This is a genomic window from Microbacterium sp. F2E, from assembly GCF_020905435.1.
GTDB classification, from domain to species: Bacteria; Actinomycetota; Actinomycetes; order Actinomycetales; family Microbacteriaceae; genus Microbacterium; species Microbacterium lacticum.
In genome coordinates this window covers 99,352-114,656 of the sequence record NZ_JAJJIB010000007.1, presented here as the reverse complement: position 1 = coordinate 114,656, position 15,305 = coordinate 99,352, and the positions used below count along the sequence as shown (strand labels likewise).

Sequence of the window (15,305 nt, the reverse complement as noted above, 5' to 3'; positions counted from 1 at the left end):
CGCCGCCTCAGGTCGCTTCGTTGTCGAACGGCACTCCGGCCGCGGCGGCCTCGGGGTCGAAGACGGGCGCGAGCGGAGTCGTCGCGGTGGCCGCCGCGGCGGTGCCGACCGCGGCCGCCTGCACCGTGGGCACGGGGGCGTCTTCGAGCAGGGCGTCACGGATGATCCGCCGCGGGTCGTACTGACGGGGGTCGAGCTTGCGCCACTCGACGTCGTCGAAGTCGTCGCCCATCTCCTCCTTCACGCGCGAGCGCGCGCCGGCGAGCCACTCGCGGGCGCGCTGGGTGAAGCGGGCGAGCCCCTCCGCGTAGCGCGGGAGACGCTCGGGCCCGATGAGCAGCGCAGCCACGACGAGGAGCAGGAGGAACTTCTCCATGTCGTAGCCGAAGAACATGCCTCCAGGTTACCCGTGCGCCTGCCGCCTTCCCGCCTTCTCGCACCGTACTCTGGCGGAGAAGGAGTGGTATTCATGGCCGAGTCAGATGCGATCCGCAGGTACGCCCTGGAGGCCGCCGTCGAACCCGAGGCGATCGAGCGTGCCCGCGCCCGCGCCGTCGAGATCGGCGCCGACCCGATCAGTGCCGCCGTCGGCGCGCAGATCGCCGTGGTGACCGCCGCGACCGCGGCGCTCAGCATCGTCGAGATCGGCACGGGCGCCGGCGTCTCGGGGCTCTGGTTGCTGCACGGATCGCCGCGCGCCACCCTCACCACGATCGACAACGAGCCCGAGCACCTCGCCGCCGCGCGCACCGCGTTCGCCGAGGCGAAGATCGCCCCGGCCCGGTCGCGGTTCATCACCGGCCGCGCCGCCGACGTGCTGCCGCGCATGAACGAGGCATCCTATGACATTGTCCTCGTGGACGCCGATGCGGAAGGCGTCATCGAGTACGTCGAGCACGGGCTGCGGCTCGTGCGCGCCGGCGGCACCGTGCTCGTGCCGCGCGCGCTGCGCGGCGGGGCGGTCGCCGACCCGGTGCGCCGCGACCCGATCACGACGGCGTTCCGGTCGCTGATCGAGGAGACGCAGGCTTCCCCCGCGGTGCTCGGCGCCCTGTCGATCGTCGGCGAGGGCCTGCTGCAGCTGACGACGGTGCCCGCCGAGCACTGACGGCGCACCGCACTCCCGCCCCGCAGACGCCGAACGGCCGGTCGCCTCCGCAGAGGTGCCGGCCGTTCGCACGGATCGTGAGGGCCTCAGGCGGCGCCGACGACCTCACCGAGCACGCCGTGCAGTTCCTTCGCCTCGTCATCATTGACGGAGACGACCAGGCGGCCACCGCCCTCAAGGGGAACGCGCACGATGATGAGGCGGCCTTCCTTCACGGCCTCCATAGGTCCGTCTCCGGTTCGCGGCTTCATGGCTGCCATTTGGGGGCTCCCTTTCGTCTTCGGACTACAACAGAGAGTTTATCGGTACGCCGGGACACGCGCGCTCACGGTTGACACGGCACGCCTCACGGTGTCACGCGCGAGGTCACGGGATCTGCGTGAACGTCGTGCCGAGCACGAGCATCTCGGAGATCCACCACCACTGCAGCGCGATGCCGACGACGAGCACCGACCAGCGCCACGCGGGATGACGGGGCAGCGCGAGCGCACCGTAGAGCGGCGCGAGCGGCAGCAGCAGGCGGAAGATGCTCGACTGCGGGAAGAAGACCAGCAGCAGGTAGATCACGTAGCTCGCCGACCACAGCCGGATCTCGATGCCGAGCCGGCGCACGTGCGGCTCGAGCAGCAGCAGCGCCGCGACCGCGACGACGAGCACGCCGAGCGCGACGTACCCGAGCGGCTCGGACAGCCCCCAGACGCGGAACCAGATCGCGGATGCCTGGACGAACCCTTCGAACGGCACGAACCCGCCGTCGCCGCCGGTCCAGCCGCGCCGCCACGACAGCTCGGTCTGCATGTAGGCCGACGAGTCGCCGGTCACGAGTCCCGCGATCAGCTGCCAGGAGAAGCCGACGACGACCGCGAGAAGACCGAGCGCCACGATGTGCACGATCTGGACGGCGGGGAGCGGATCGGTGCGGCGGCGGAACCACCGCACGATGCCGTAGAGGCCGAGCAGGAGGGCGAAGGCGAGCACGCCCGGGCGCGTGAAGCCCATCAGCGGGATGAGCAGGTAGAGCCACCCGAATCGGCGGCGCACGAGCGCGAGGAGGGCGAGGAAGAGCCACAGGAGGAAGAGGCTCTCGGCGTACCCCATCTGGAAGAGCGCCGCGAGCGGCCCTGCCGCGAACAGCGCGACGGCCCAGAGCGCGGCCGTCCTGTCGATGCGCTCGCACAGCAGGTGGAAGAGCGCGAGGCACGCGAAGTACCCCGCGACCAGCGACACGAGGATCGCCGCGATCGGGTACTGCCCGCCGATCACGAACGAGAGTCCCCGCGCGAGGGCCGGATAGAGCGGCATGAACGCCCACGCGTTTTGGGTGACCTCACCCGAGGCATCCAGGGGCAGCTCCGTCGGGTATCCCGCGGTCGCGACCACCCAGTACCACTGGCCGTCCCAGCGCATCGAGAGCGATCCGAGCGTCGCCCCGCCGCCGCCCGTGCGGTTCGCGATCTCGGCGCCGACGAGGAGGAACACCGTCGTGATCGCGCGCGCCGCGAGGTAGATCGCACCGACGCTCAGCGCCGGGCGCAGCAGGCGCCGCGGCGCGGCGGCGACGCGCTCGCCCGTCACGGGGCGGTCAGCCAGGCGCGCAGGGCCCGCTCGACGTCTTCGATCTGGGCGACGGGGACGCGCTCCTGGTCGTGGTGGGCGAGGCTCGGGTCGCCGGGGCCGTAGTTCACCGCCGGAACGCCGAGCGCCGAGAACCGGGCGACGTCGGTCCAGCCGTACTTCGGGCGCGGCTCGCCGCCCACGGCGGCGAGGAACTCCTGCGCGAGCGGCGCGTCGAGCCCCGGCCGCGCCCCCGCGGCGGCGTCGACGATCTCGACCTCGAAGCCGGCGAGCACCTCGCGCACGTGCGCTTCGGCGCCCCCGACGGTGCGGCTCGGCGCGAAGCGGAAGTTCACCTCGACCTCGCACAGGTCGGGGATGACGTTGCCCGCGACCCCGCCCGTGATGCGGACGGCGTTCAGACCCTCGCGGTAGACCAGGCCGTCGACGTCGATCTCGGCCGGCTGGTAGGCGGCGAGGCGAGTGAGGATCGGCGCGGCGGCGTGGATCGCGTTCTCCCCCATCCACGCCCGGGCGCTGTGCGCGCGGGCGCCGTGGGTGCGCGCGATCGCGCGGAGCGTGCCGTTACAGCCGCCCTCGACGGCGCCGTTCGACGGCTCGCCGAGGATCGCGAAGTCGCCGGCGAACAGGTCGGGGCGAGTGCGCGCGAGCCGGGTGAGGCCGTTCAGGTCGGAGTCGACCTCTTCGTTGTCGTACCACATCCAGGTGATGTCGACGCGGGGCGAGACGAGCTCGGCGGCGAGCTTCAGCTGCACCGCCGTGCCGCCCTTCATGTCGACCGTGCCGCGGCCCCAGAGGTAGCGCTCGCCGTCTTCGACGACCTCGCGCGTGGGCAGGTTGGCGTTGATCGGCACCGTGTCGATGTGTCCGGCGATCACGACGCGCTGCGCGCGACCCAGCTGCGTGCGGGCGACGATCGTGTCGCCGTCCCGGTAGACGTCGAGGTGGTCGAGCGGGTCGACGGCGGCGAAGATCGCGTCGGCGAGCGGGGTCTCGTCCCCCGAGACGCTGGGGATGTCGCAGATCGCACGGGTGAGCTCGACGGAGCCGGCGGTGAGGTCCAGGCGGGGCATGGGCCCGATTCTAGCCAGCGCCGCGTCGCCGATACGCTGGGAGGCATGACTGAACAGCGTTGGATCTGGGGGGCAGGCCTCGCCACGATCGCCGGTGACGGCACCGTCCTCGACACCTGGTTCCCCTCTCCCGCCACCGGCCGCGCCCCCGCCGAGCCCGACACCGCCGCGCTCGACGCGCAGGCAGGGCCCGACGAGCGCCGCGATGTCACCGTCGAGACGGTCGTCGTCGAGATCGACCTGGATGCCCCGCCGCAGGCCACGAGCGACGCCTACCTGCGCCTGCACGCACTGTCGCACCTGCTCGTCGCCCCGAACGAGCTGAACCTCACCGGCATCTTCGCGCACCTCCCGAACGTCGCCTGGACGAACGCCGGACCGGTCCACCCCGACGCGTTCGCGCGGCTGCGCCCGCGGCTGCAGCGCGCCGGCGTCCAGCTGCAGGGGCTCGACAAGTTCCCGCGGCTCACCGACTATGTCGTGCCGGCGGGGGTGCGCATCGCGGATGCCTCGCGCGTGCGCCTCGGCGCCCACCTCGCGCCCGGCACGACCGTCATGCACGAGGGCTTCGTGAACTTCAACGCGGGCACCCTCGGCGCCTCGATGGTCGAGGGGCGCATCTCGCAGGGCGTCACGGTCGGCGACGGGTCCGACATCGGCGGCGGGGCATCCATCATGGGCACCCTCTCGGGCGGCGGCACGCATCGCGTCTCCATCGGCGCTCGGACCCTCCTCGGCGCGAACGCCGGCATCGGCATCTCGCTCGGCGACGACTGCATCGTCGAGGCGGGCCTGTACGTCACGGCCGGATCGAAGATCGTGCTGCCGAACGAGGCGCCCCTGCACGACGGCTCGCGCCCCGTGGTCAAGGGCGCGCAACTGTCGGGTCAGAACGGCATCCTCTTCCGCCGCAACTCGCTCTCCGGGGCGGTCGAGGCCGTGCGCCGCGAGGGCACGGGCGTCAGGCTCAACGAGGCCCTGCACGCCTGAGCACCGCTACGCTCGACACATGAGCGAGCGGATGCCGAAGAAGGCGTATGAGAAGGAGCTGAAGGCCTTGCAGGCCCGGCTCGTCGATATGCAGGCGTGGGTGCAGTCCACCGGCGCGCGGGTCGTCGTCATCTTCGAGGGGCGGGATGCCGCGGGCAAGGGCTCGACCATCAGCCGCGTCTCGCAGTACCTCAACCCGCGCGTCGCGCGCGTCGTGGCGCTGCCGACCCCGACCGAGCGCGAGAAGACCCAGTGGTACTTCCAGCGGTACGTGGCGAATCTGCCGGCCGCGGGCGAGATCGTGCTGATGGATCGCTCCTGGTACAACCGCGCGGGGGTCGAGCACGTCATGGGCTACTGCACGAACATGGAGTACCACCGGTTCCTGCATCAGGCGCCGATCTTCGAGCGGATGCTCGTCGAAGACGGCATCCTGCTGCTGAAGTACTGGTTCAGCGTGTCCGACGTCGAGCAGGAGGCGCGGTTCCGCTCGCGCAACGAAGATCCGATGCGGCGCTGGAAGCTCTCCCCCAACGACATCCTGTCGATCACCAAGTGGGAGGACTATTCGCGAGCGAAGGACACGATGGTGGTGCACACCGACATCCCCGAAGCACGCTGGTTCGAGGTCGACAACGACGACAAGCGCCGCGGCCGGATCAACATGATCCACCATCTGCTGTCGCAGATCCCCTACCAGCCGGTGGAGCGCGAGCCCATCGACATCCCCGAGCGTCCCGCCTCGGGCGGGTACGAGCGGCCGCCGCGCGAGCTGCAGAACTACGTGCCCGACTACGCCGCCGAGGTCATCGCGCGGGGCGCCGGCTGAGCCCGTCTCCGTCGACGCGCCGCCACGGATCGCCTCGCTCCTCGGCGTCCCAGTGCACGCGCGGCTCGTCGATCTCGCGCACCTTCCCGGTCAGCCAGTAGGTTTCATCGGGACCCCACCCGCCGATGACGCTCGAGTACTCGGCATCCACCACGATCTCGCGCGTGGCGGCGGTGAGATAGCCCCAGCCGCTGAGATGCACGGCGTCCCAGTCGTCCGCGACGCGCGACCAATCCGGCAGCAGCCACCGGCCGCCCCGCCCCGTGACCCGGTACCAGTCGTGGCGGCGGCTGTTCGTCACGTCGAGCGGGTACGTGCGGCACAGGTGCGCCCAGTCCGCCGCGCCGTGGATCTCGTACGTCCGACCGGCACCCCGCACCGGAATCGCCACGGCGCGGGTCCATCCGAATCCGTCCTCGACGTACGGGATGCCGGCGGGCAGGCCCGAGCTCAGAACACCGGTCGTGTGCGGCGCACCCCACGGGTGCGACCACCAATCCCCGCTCCACCCGGCCGTCGGGTCGGCCGGTCGGTCGATGCGGGCGCGCGACTCCCCGGCTTCGGTGCGTTCACGCCACCGCTGCACGCCACCCGGCGCGGGGTCGAACGGCGCTCCGTCGCCGTCCGGATCGAACTCGACCGCCCACTGCTCGATGCTGCGGTCGCGCTGCCACCATGCGGCATCCGGCTGCCGGGCCAGGCCCGCGCCGACATCGGCCAGTGCCGAGGTGACGACGGGATCGGCGGCCACGAGATCGTCGCCGTCAGCCGCCTGCCAGTACCGGGCGGTGTCGACCGACCGCCGCACCGACTCCACCAGCTCCTCCCCGTCGGGACGCAGCGACCCGAGAGCCCGGATCGCGTCGGCGAGCTGATCCGGTGACGGCACGGACGGCGTCTGCCCACCGTCGTCCCCCACGCGACGGAAGGTCAAGCGCGTCACTGCCGCGCCCGCGGCCACGTCGGCCCGGTACGCGAGCTCGAACAATCCGCGACGCATCTCTTCCGGCAGAAGGTCTCGAACCAGCTCGATCACGACGCGCCGTCCGCGTGGGCCGTCGCACAGCCGGGAACTCATCGCCTCCTCCACCTCACGTCACCAGCGACAGCACGAAGCTCCACACGCACACGAACGCGAGCATGCCGAGGCTGTAGAGGATGGATGCCCGGAGGATCTCGCTCTCTCGACCGGACAGACCCACCGCACCCGCCGCGATCGCGATCGACTGCGGCGAGATGACCTTGGCCGTGTTGCCGCCGGCGGTGTTGGCGGCCACGAAGAGCGACGGGTCGACCGACAGCTTGTCGGCGGTCGCGACCTGCAGCGGCGCGAAGAGCGTGTTGTTGTTGACGACCGACCCGGTGAGGAAGACGCCGATCCACCCGATGATCGGGGCGAGGAGCGGGAAGACCGGACCGGCGGCCGCCAGCGCGTAGCCCATCGCGGTCGAGGCGCCCGCGTAGTTCGCGATGTTCGCGAGCATGAGGATCAGCGCGATCAGCACCAGCGCGCGCCAGAGCTCGGTGAGGGTGTTGCGCAGCTCGCGCCAGAGATCGGAGGCGCGCAGCGTCGCGGTGGTGAAGAAGGTCACGAGCACCGCGAGGAGGATGGCGGTGCCGGTCGCATTCAGCGGGGTGAAGCTCCAGGTCGCTGTGACGACGCTCCCCGACGAGGTCGTGACCTCGCCCGTGAGCCCCGGGATGGGCACCGACAGGACGCTTGCGGACAGCGCGCCGCCCGCGGCGAACAGATCTTTGAAGACGGGCAGGCTCCACACGAGGATGAACGCCGTCAAGATGTAGAACGGACTCCACGCCGCCGCGATCTCGCGCAACGAGTGGCGCTCCGGCTCCGGCGCCGTCCCCCCGTCTTCGCGGTAGGTCCGCGTGGGCTGCCAGACGCGCCCGAACAGGAAGATGGCGACCATCGCGGCGAGCCCGGCACCGAGGTCGGCGAGTTCCGGGCCGAGGAACCAGAGGACGGATGCCTGGACACCGCTGAAGACCAGGGTGACCACGAGCGCCATCGGCCAGGTCTCGCGCAGGCCCCGCCGGCCATCGAGGATCGCCACGAGGACGAAGGGGATGACGAGGGTCAGCGGCTGGAGCATGAGCACCATGGCGCGGGAGAGCTCCAGCACGTCGAGCCCGCTCACCTGCGCCCCGACGATGACGGGGATGCCGATCGCGCCGTACGCCCCGGCGCCCGCATTCGCGACGAGTGAGATCATCGCGGCCTTCACCGGCCGGAATCCGAGCTGGACGAGAAGCGCCGCACAGATCGCGATCGGCACGCCGAACCCCGCGGCACCCTCGAGGAACCCGCCGAACGCGAAGCTGATGAGGAGCACCTGGACGCGCTGGTCGGGCGAGACCCCGCCGATGGAGGCTCGGATGACGTCGAAGCGACCACTCGCATCGGCGAGTTTGTACAGCCAGACCGCCATCACGATGATGTAGGCGATGGGCCAGATCGCGGTCAGCAGACCGAGCAGCCCCGCGCCCGCGACGGCTGTGGCGGGCATGTGGAACGGCAGCATCGCGACGACGATCTGGGTCGCCAGGGCGACGAGCGCGGCGGTGATGCCGCTCAGCTTGAAGACGACGAGGCCGGCGAGGAACACGACGATCGGGATCGCCGCGACGAGCGCGGAGAGCCACAGCGACCCGAACGGATCGACGGTCTGCGTCCACATGGCCGACCCCCTTCTGGCGCCGCGCCGAAGGCGACGGGGCGCGAGGTCAGACTAGAGCACTCGACCGCTGCGCGTGCGGAGGTCGCGCCCGCCGGTCAGAGACCGGGGTAGGTCCGCTCGCCCGCGCCGATGTAGAGCTGCTGCGGGCGGCCGATCTTGGTCTGCGGGTCGTTCTGCATCTCGGTCCAGTGCGCGAGCCAGCCGGGAAGGCGGCCGATCGCGAACAGCGGCGTGAACATGCGGGTGGGAAATCCCATCGCCTTGTAGATGACGCCGGTGTAGAAGTCGACGTTCGGGTAAAGCCGACGCTCCTTGAAGTAGTCGTCCTCGAGGGCGACCTGCTCGAGCTCCTGCGCGAGGTCGAGCAGCGGATCGTGCACGCCCAGCTCGGCGAGGATCTCGTCGGCCGACTCCTTGACGAGCCTCGCGCGGGGGTCGTAATTCTTGTAGACGCGGTGCCCGAAGCCCATCAGCTTCACGCCGTCTTCCTTGTTCTTCACGCGCTCGACGAAGCGCTGCACGCTCTCGCCCGAGTCGCGGATGCGCGCCAGCATGTCGAGCACGGCTTCGTTCGCGCCGCCGTGCAGCGGGCCGTAGAGCGCGTTGATGCCCGCCGAGATCGACGAGAACTGGTTGGCACCCGTCGAGCCGACGAGGCGCACCGTCGAGGTCGACGCGTTCTGCTCGTGGTCCTCGTGCAGGATCAGCAGACGCTCGAGCGCGCGCGAGGTGACCGGGTTCACCTCGTACACCTCGGCCAGGTTGCCGAAGTTCAGCTTCAGGAAGTTGTCGACGAAGCTCAGCGAGTTGTCCGGGTAGAGGAACGCCTGACCGATCGACTTCTTGTGCGCATACGCGGCGATCACGGGCAGCTTCGCCAGCAGACGGATCGTGTTCAGCTCGACGTGCTCGGGGTTGTCGGGGTCGGACTGGCCCTCGTAATAGGTCGAGAGCGCCGCGGTCGCGGCCGAGAGCACCGACATCGGGTGCGCCGTGTGCGGCAGCGACGAGAAGAAGCGCTTCAGGTCTTCGTGCAGCAGCGTGTGGTGGCGGATCTTGTCGTCCCACTCGCCCAGCTGGTCGGTCGTCGGCAGTTCGCCGTAGAGCAGCAGCCAGGCCACCTCGAGGTAGGTGCTGTTCTTCGCGAGCTGCTCGATCGGGTAACCGCGGTAGCGGAGGATCCCCTGGTCGCCGTCGATGAACGTGATCGCCGACTTCGTGGCCGCGGTGTTCACGAAGCCATAGTCGAGCGCGGTGTGCCCCGTCTGCCTCGTGAACGTCGCGAAGTCGACGCTGGGAACGCCCTCGGTGCCGGCGAGGATCGGCAGCTCGGCGGTCTTGTCGCCGACGGTGACGGTCGCGGTCTGGGGGGTGCCCGTGTCGCTCACGAAGCCTCCTTGCAGTGGTCGAGGGATCCTTTACAGCCTAATAGTCGTCGCGGCCTACTCAGATCTCCGCCAAAGGACGGCCGGATGCCTCCGAGGAAACCTACGAAGTCTGCGAAGCCTGCGCCGCCGACAGTCGCCGCGCGGCTTCCGCGATGCGCTCGTCGGTCGCGGTGAGCGAGAACCGCACGTGCTGCGGGTAGTGCTCGCCGTAGAAGTGCCCGGGGCCGGCCAGGATGCCGCGCTCCGCGAGCGCGCCCATCGTGTCCCAGGCATCCCGACCCTCGGTCGCCCAGAGGTACAGCCCGCCCTCGGAGTGGTCGATGCGGAATCCGGCGTTCTCGAGCGCGAGCTTCAGCACCTCGCGGCGGGCACGGTAGCGCTCCCGCTGCGCCGCGACGTGCGCGTCGTCGCCGAGCGCCGCCGTCATCGCCGCCTGCACAGGGGCCGGCAGCATGAGCCCGAGGTGCTTCCGCACCGTGAGCAGGCTCGCGACGAGTGTCGCGTCGCCGGCGAGGAACGCGGCGCGATACCCTGCGAGGTTCGACTGCTTGCTGAGCGAATACACCGACAGGATGCCTCGGCGATCGCCGTCCGTCACGCGGGGGTCGAGGATGCTCGGCACGGGCTCGCTCGCCCAGGCACCGTCCCATCCGAGCTCCGCGTAGCACTCGTCGGAGACGATGACCGCGCCGAGCTCGCGCGCCCGGCCGACGGCGGCGCGGAGCGCCTCGACGTCGAGCACCCGCCCGTCGGGGTTGCCGGGCGTGTTCAGCCAGACGAGGCGCGTCCCCTCCGGCCAGGTCGCCGGGTCGTCTGCGGCGACGGGTGTGGCGCCGACGAGCTTCGCGCCGACGGCGTAGGTCGGATACGCCGCGCGGGGGTGCACGACGATGTCACCCTCAGCGAGTCCGAGCAGCAGCGGCAGCAGCGCGACGAGCTCCTTCGAGCCGACGGTGGGGAGCACCTCCGAGGCATCCAGCCCCGGCACGCCCCGCCGGCGCGCATACCAGGCGGCGATCGCCTCGCGCAGGGCCGGCGTGCCGACCGTTTGCGGGTACGCGTGCGCGTCGGTCGCGGCACGGAGCGCGTCGGCGACGACGTCGGGCGTCGGGTCGACCGGCGATCCGATCGACAGGTCGACGAGGCCGCCGGGGTGCTCCGCGGCGCGGCGCGCGTAGGGAGCGACGGCGTCCCACGGGTACTCGTCGAGGTCGCGGACGGCCATCCGAGGTCAGTGTCCCTGCGGCGGGAGCGCGGCGATGATGGGGTGGTCCTTCGCGATCACGCCGACCTTCGCGGCGCCGCCGGGCGAGCCGATGTCCTCGAAAAACTCCACGTTGGCCGTGTAGTAGTCCTGCCACTCTTCGGGCAGGTCGTCCTCGTAGTAGATCGCCTCGACGGGGCAGACCGGTTCGCAGGCGCCGCAGTCGACGCACTCATCCGGGTGGATGTAAAGGGAGCGCTCGCCCTCGTAGATGCAGTCGACAGGGCATTCGTCGATGCAGGCACGGTCCTTCACATCCACGCAGGGCAGGGCGATCACGTACGTCACCCCTCGAGTCTAGTTCGTCGTCCGCTCGGCGGGTTCCGCGTCCGGCGTCGCGCGTCTACGCGCTGGGGGGCGCGGGCGTGTCCCGCCGGCCGGAGCGCGACGGCCAGCCGACGATGATCGCGGCGAGCAGCGGCACGGCGATCGTCCAGACGACGCCGGTGGAGAACTGCCCCTCAGCGGGCGCGGGCACGACGATCGACCCGCCCGGCCCGCGGCCGGAGAACACGAGCGTAGCGAGCATGACGCCCAGTCCGCAGGCGAGCGCCGCCCAGCGGTCGTCGGTGAGGGTGCGGACGGCGAGCATCAGCGCGCCGACGCCGATCACGGCGATGACGAGCCCGAGCGGCACCGGTCCCCACGTCGCGGCCTGACCGATCGTGCCGGCGACGCCGTAGACGATGCCGATCACGCCGGCGACGATCCACGTGCCCACGCGCGCCCAGGAGAATCCCACGCGGCCAGCTTAGGCGACAGGCATCCGCGCCGCCCCGCGCGCGGCGCGGCCCCCGGCGCTACGCGGCGAGCCCCCACAGCCGCAGCAACGCGGCGACGACCGCCGCGGCGACCACGACCACGAGGAACGGCGCCCGCACCATGAGCAGCCCGGCGGCGACGAGCAGCGCCGGCACCCGGGCATCCACGACGATCTGCTGGCCGACGCCGAGCGTCTGCACGGCGACCAGGGCGGCGAGAAGCGCCACGGTCAGCAGGTCGATGATGCGCGACGGTGCGGGCGCGGCGAACCACCGCGGCGGGATCAGATACCCGAGCGCCTTGAGCGCGAAGCAGAGCAGGGATGCCACGAGCACGGCCGTCCAGAGGGTCACGGCAGTCCCTCCAGCTCTCCCCCGGGACCCTGCGGGTCACCGCCCGCGTCGGTGCGCGGCTGACCCGCCGGCCTCGGCGGGCGCCGCGGGGCGAACCAGTTCGTCCACCCGACGACGACGGCGACGAGCGCGGCGATCAGCACGGGGATGCCGGGGAGGAGCACCGGCGTCAGCACGGTCGCGACGACAGCCGCCGCCACGCCGACGGCGATGGCCTGCCGCTGCCGCAGGCGCGGCCACAGCAGCGCGAGGAAGGCCGCGGCCGCCGCGGCATCCAGTCCGTACTGCTTCGGGTCGCCGAGCACGTCGCCGAGGAGCGCGCCAAGGAGGGTCGTGAGGTTCCAGCCGAGATAGATGCCGACGCCGGTCACCCAGAATCCGAGCCGGCGCGCCTTCGGCTCTTCGTGTGCGAGCGCGACCGCCGTCGACTCGTCGATCGTGAAGTGCGGGGCGACGATCCGGCGCCACGGCGACGTGCCGACCACCGGTGCCATCCGCAGGCCGTACGCGACGTTCCGCACGCCCAGGAGGCCCGACGAGGCGATCGCGGCGGGGGCGGCCGCCACTCCCCCGGCGCCGATCACGCCGATGAAGGCGAACTGCGACCCCCCGGTGAACATCACGAGACTGAGCACGCAGGTCTGCCAGATGTCGAGCCCGGATACCACGGCCAACGCACCGAACGAGATGCCGTAGGCGCTCGTGGCGAGCGCGACCCCGAGCCCCTCCCGCCGCGCGCGGCGGGAGGCGGCGTCAGTGGTCACCTGCCTGAGCCTACCGACCTGGCAGAGCCCGCCCGCCCGAACTGCAAGGGATTCGGCGCGACACGCCGCGCGGGGCGCTCGGACCACGGCGTGTCGGCGTCGAGGCCTTGCAGTTGCGCCGGGGCGCGGGGCCCGGGGCCAGACGGCGTCGGCGCGTACGCTGGTGGGCATGGACCGGAACGAGCGCCTCTACGGGATGCCTTTCGCGAAGGTGTACCCGCTGTACATCCAGAAGGTGGAGCGGAAGGGGCGCTCGAAGGCCGAGGTCGACGGCGCGATCCGCTGGCTGACCGGCTTCACGCAGGACGAGATCGACGCTCACGTGGCATCCGACACGACCTTCCGCGACTTCTTCGCGGACGCCGATCTGAACCCGAACGCGCGCCTCATCACGGGTGGGATCTGCGGCGTGCGCGTCGAGGAGATCGAGGATCCCCTGATGCAGCGGATCCGCTACCTCGACAAGCTCGTCGACGAGGTCGCGCGCGGCAAGGCGATGGACGAGGTCCTCCGCGCCTGACGCGCGCCCCGCGCTCAGGCGTTCGCGTCCTGGCGCTTCGCGCGCGCCGTGGCGCGGCCGCGCTCCGTGGCATCCAGCACGACCTTGCGGATGCGCACCTTCTCGGGCGTGACCTCGACGCATTCGTCGTCGCGCGCGAACTCGAGCGACTCCTCGAGGGTCAGCACGCGCGGCGGCGTCATCGACTCGAAGGAGTCGGACGTCGACGAACGCATGTTCGTGAGCTTCTTCTCCTTGGTGATGTTCACGTCCATGTCGTCGGCGCGCGAGTTCTCGCCGATGACCATGCCCTCGTAGACCTCTTCGGTCGGCTGCACGAAGAACGACATGCGTTCCTGCAGCGCGATCATCGCGAACGGCGTCACGACACCCGAGCGGTCGGCGACGATCGAGCCGTTCTGGCGAGTCGTGATCTGACCGGCCCAGTCGTCGTAGCCGTGCGAGATCGCGTTGGCGATACCGGTTCCGCGCGTGATCGTGAGGAACTCGCTGCGGAAGCCGATGAGGCCGCGCGAGGGGACGACGAACTCCATGCGCACCCAGCCGGTGCCGTGGTTGGTCATCGTGTCCATCCGGCCCTTGCGCGCCGCCATCAGCTGCGTGATCGCACCGAGGTGCTCTTCGGGCGCGTCGATCGTCAGGTGCTCGAACGGCTCCTTGACCTTGCCGTCCTCACCCTTGCGAGTGACCACCTGGGGCTTGCCGACGGTCAGCTCGAAGCCTTCGCGGCGCATGTTCTCGACGAGGATCGCGAGCGCGAGCTCGCCGCGGCCCTGCACCTCCCAGGCATCCGGACGTCCGATGTCGACGACCTTGAGCGACACATTGCCGATGAGCTCGCGGTCGAGGCGGTCCTTCACCATGCGCGCGGTCAGCTTGTGTCCCTTCACCTTGCCCATGAGGGGCGAGGTGTTCGTGCCGATCGTCATCGAGATCGCGGGGTCGTCGACCGTGATCGCGGGAAGCGCCCGCACGTCTTCGGGGTCGGCGATGGTCTCGCCGATCGTGATGTCTTCGATGCCGGCGATGGCGACGATGTCGCCGGGGCCCGCCGACTCGGCCGGGTAGCGGTCGAGGGCGCGGGTCTTCAGCAGTTCGGTGATGCGGGCGTTGGAGTGCGAGCCGTCGTGGCGCACCCAGGCGACGGTCTGGCCCTTCTTCAGCGTGCCGTTGAACACGCGCAGCAGCGCCAGGCGCCCGAGGAACGGCGACGAGTCGAGGTTCGTCACCCACGCCTGCAGCGGCGCCTCGTCGTCGTAGGCCGGGGCGGGCACGTGCTCGAGGATCGCCTCGAACAGCGGCTCGAGGTCGTCGTTGTCGGGCAGCGTGCCGTTCTCCGGACGGGTGCGGGATGCCGCGCCGGCGCGCCCGGAGGCGTAGACGACCGGCACGTCGAGGAGCGCGTCGACGTCGAGGTCGGGCACATCGTCGACGAGGTCGCCGGCGAGGCCCAGCAGCAGGTCGTGCGCCTCCTCCTCGACCTCGGCGATGCGCGCGTCGGGGCGGTCGGTCTTGTTGACCAGCAGGATGACCGGGAGCTTCGCCTCGAGCGCCTTGCGCAGCACGAAGCGGGTCTGCGGAAGCGGGCCCTCCGAGGCATCCACGAGCAGCACCACGCCGTCGACCATCGACAGGCCGCGCTCGACCTCGCCGCCGAAGTCGGCGTGACCGGGGGTGTCGATCACGTTGATCGTCACGGGGGTGTCGGTGTGGACGCCGTTGTAGGTGATCGCCGTGTTCTTGGCGAGGATCGTGATGCCCTTTTCGCGCTCGAGGTCGTTCGAGTCCATGGCACGCTCTTCCATGTGCTCGTGCGAGCCGAACGAGCCGGTCTGACGGAGCATGGCGTCGACGAGCGTCGTCTTGCCGTGATCGACGTGCGCGACGATCGCGACGTTGCGGAGATCCGGACGGAGGGCGTGCGCCATGGGTGACCTAACGAAAGAATGGGATGCGCCCCGAGCGGAGCGCATCCCATTCTAC

Annotated in this window: 17 protein-coding genes; 4 read left to right on the top strand and 13 right to left on the bottom strand. The window is 70.8% G+C overall.

Features of this window, described 5'->3' with window-relative positions; all coding sequences use genetic code 11:
• Positions 1-7: 7 nt before the first annotated feature.
• Positions 8-394 (bottom strand): Sec-independent protein translocase TatB, encoded by a 387-nt coding sequence (locus LOK55_RS07505; protein ID WP_141379167.1) that lies wholly within the window; start codon positions 392-394, stop codon positions 8-10.
• A gap of 75 nt (positions 395-469) precedes the next feature.
• Here LOK55_RS07505 and LOK55_RS07500 point away from each other — a divergent pair, with 75 nt between their 5' ends.
• Positions 470-1,108 (top strand): O-methyltransferase, encoded by a 639-nt coding sequence (locus LOK55_RS07500; protein WP_141379165.1) that lies wholly within the window; start codon positions 470-472, stop codon positions 1,106-1,108.
• 86 nt (positions 1,109-1,194) lie between these two features.
• On the opposite strand, the gene LOK55_RS07495 is transcribed toward LOK55_RS07500, so the two are convergent.
• The 3 genes from LOK55_RS07495 to dapE all read right to left on the bottom strand — a co-directional run bounded on the left by LOK55_RS07495 (position 1,195) and on the right by dapE (position 3,756).
• On the bottom strand, positions 1,195-1,368 hold the full coding sequence (locus LOK55_RS07495) for a DUF3117 domain-containing protein (RefSeq protein ID WP_141379163.1): 174 nt from the start codon (positions 1,366-1,368) through the stop codon (positions 1,195-1,197).
• Positions 1,369-1,474: 106 nt separating this feature from the next.
• Positions 1,475-2,698, bottom strand: coding sequence for a hypothetical protein (locus LOK55_RS07490; protein ID WP_374107632.1), 1,224 nt, complete (start codon positions 2,696-2,698; stop codon positions 1,475-1,477).
• Positions 2,680-3,756 carry a succinyl-diaminopimelate desuccinylase gene (dapE, locus tag LOK55_RS07485; RefSeq protein ID WP_229934874.1) on the bottom strand — a complete coding sequence of 359 codons (1,077 nt, stop codon included), beginning with the start codon at positions 3,754-3,756 and terminating at the stop codon, positions 2,680-2,682. Before dapE ends, LOK55_RS07490 begins: the two co-directional genes overlap by 19 nt.
• 45 nt (positions 3,757-3,801) lie before the next feature.
• Here dapE and dapD point away from each other — a divergent pair, with 45 nt between their 5' ends.
• Together dapD and ppk2 are read left to right on the top strand one after the other, a co-directional pair.
• A complete protein-coding gene (dapD, locus tag LOK55_RS07480; protein ID WP_229934873.1) occupies positions 3,802-4,746 on the top strand; it encodes a 2,3,4,5-tetrahydropyridine-2,6-dicarboxylate N-succinyltransferase in 945 nt (314 codons plus the stop codon).
• A 31-nt stretch (positions 4,747-4,777) separates the two neighbouring features.
• Positions 4,778-5,575: a polyphosphate kinase 2 gene (gene ppk2 / locus LOK55_RS07475; RefSeq protein WP_374107631.1), complete on the top strand. Its 798-nt coding sequence runs from the start codon at positions 4,778-4,780 to the stop codon at positions 5,573-5,575.
• On the opposite strand, the gene LOK55_RS07470 is transcribed toward ppk2, so the two are convergent.
• The 8 genes from LOK55_RS07470 to LOK55_RS07435 all read right to left on the bottom strand — a co-directional run bounded on the left by LOK55_RS07470 (position 5,553) and on the right by LOK55_RS07435 (position 12,802).
• Positions 5,553-6,653: a hypothetical protein gene (locus tag LOK55_RS07470; protein WP_229934871.1), complete on the bottom strand. Its 1,101-nt coding sequence runs from the start codon at positions 6,651-6,653 to the stop codon at positions 5,553-5,555. The genes ppk2 and LOK55_RS07470 overlap by 23 nt on opposite strands.
• Positions 6,654-6,666: 13 nt before the next feature.
• Positions 6,667-8,271, bottom strand: a complete 1,605-nt coding sequence (locus tag LOK55_RS07465) for an L-lactate permease (RefSeq protein WP_141380390.1) — start codon at positions 8,269-8,271, stop codon at positions 6,667-6,669.
• Between the two features lie 95 nt (positions 8,272-8,366).
• Entirely contained in the window at positions 8,367-9,659 is a 1,293-nt protein-coding gene (locus LOK55_RS07460; protein ID WP_229934870.1) for a citrate synthase, read from the bottom strand.
• A gap of 100 nt (positions 9,660-9,759) precedes the next feature.
• Positions 9,760-10,884, bottom strand: coding sequence for a succinyldiaminopimelate transaminase (gene dapC, locus LOK55_RS07455; RefSeq protein ID WP_229934869.1), 1,125 nt, complete (start codon positions 10,882-10,884; stop codon positions 9,760-9,762).
• Between the two features lie 6 nt (positions 10,885-10,890).
• Positions 10,891-11,211, bottom strand: a complete 321-nt coding sequence (gene fdxA / locus LOK55_RS07450) for a ferredoxin (RefSeq protein WP_229934868.1) — start codon at positions 11,209-11,211, stop codon at positions 10,891-10,893.
• A gap of 55 nt (positions 11,212-11,266) precedes the next feature.
• Positions 11,267-11,665 (bottom strand): histidinol dehydrogenase, encoded by a 399-nt coding sequence (locus LOK55_RS07445; RefSeq protein WP_229934867.1) that lies wholly within the window; start codon positions 11,663-11,665, stop codon positions 11,267-11,269.
• Positions 11,666-11,723: 58 nt separating this feature from the next.
• Entirely contained in the window at positions 11,724-12,038 is a 315-nt protein-coding gene (locus tag LOK55_RS07440) for an AzlD domain-containing protein (RefSeq protein ID WP_196323678.1), read from the bottom strand.
• Complete coding sequence (locus LOK55_RS07435; protein ID WP_229934866.1) at positions 12,035-12,802, bottom strand: AzlC family ABC transporter permease; 768 nt, start codon at positions 12,800-12,802, stop codon at positions 12,035-12,037. Before LOK55_RS07435 ends, LOK55_RS07440 begins: the two co-directional genes overlap by 4 nt.
• Before the next feature lie 169 nt (positions 12,803-12,971).
• On the opposite strand from LOK55_RS07435, the gene LOK55_RS07430 reads away from it, so the two are divergent.
• The gene (locus LOK55_RS07430) at positions 12,972-13,322 is read left to right on the top strand and encodes a DUF2200 domain-containing protein (RefSeq protein WP_229934865.1); all 351 of its coding nucleotides are present in this window, start codon (positions 12,972-12,974) and stop codon (positions 13,320-13,322) included.
• Between the two features lie 14 nt (positions 13,323-13,336).
• On the opposite strand, the gene typA is transcribed toward LOK55_RS07430, so the two are convergent.
• Positions 13,337-15,250, bottom strand: coding sequence for a translational GTPase TypA (typA, locus tag LOK55_RS07425; protein WP_229934864.1), 1,914 nt, complete (start codon positions 15,248-15,250; stop codon positions 13,337-13,339).
• Positions 15,251-15,305 lie beyond the last annotated feature (55 nt).

Coding starts and splice junctions, on each gene's coding strand:
- LOK55_RS07505 (WP_141379167.1), bottom strand. CDS start 394: ATGTTCTTCGGCTACGACATGGAGAAGTTCCTCCTGCTCCTCGTCGTG.
- LOK55_RS07500 (WP_141379165.1), top strand. CDS start 470: ATGGCCGAGTCAGATGCGATCCGCAGGTACGCCCTGGAGGCCGCCGTC.
- LOK55_RS07495 (WP_141379163.1), bottom strand. CDS start 1,368: ATGGCAGCCATGAAGCCGCGAACCGGAGACGGACCTATGGAGGCCGTG.
- dapE (WP_229934874.1), bottom strand. CDS start 3,756: ATGCCCCGCCTGGACCTCACCGCCGGCTCCGTCGAGCTCACCCGTGCG.
- dapD (WP_229934873.1), top strand. CDS start 3,802: ATGACTGAACAGCGTTGGATCTGGGGGGCAGGCCTCGCCACGATCGCC.
- ppk2 (WP_374107631.1), top strand. CDS start 4,778: ATGCCGAAGAAGGCGTATGAGAAGGAGCTGAAGGCCTTGCAGGCCCGG.
- LOK55_RS07470 (WP_229934871.1), bottom strand. CDS start 6,653: ATGAGTTCCCGGCTGTGCGACGGCCCACGCGGACGGCGCGTCGTGATC.
- LOK55_RS07465 (WP_141380390.1), bottom strand. CDS start 8,271: ATGTGGACGCAGACCGTCGATCCGTTCGGGTCGCTGTGGCTCTCCGCG.
- dapC (WP_229934869.1), bottom strand. CDS start 10,884: ATGGCCGTCCGCGACCTCGACGAGTACCCGTGGGACGCCGTCGCTCCC.
- LOK55_RS07430 (WP_229934865.1), top strand. CDS start 12,972: ATGGACCGGAACGAGCGCCTCTACGGGATGCCTTTCGCGAAGGTGTAC.
- typA (WP_229934864.1), bottom strand. CDS start 15,250: ATGGCGCACGCCCTCCGTCCGGATCTCCGCAACGTCGCGATCGTCGCG.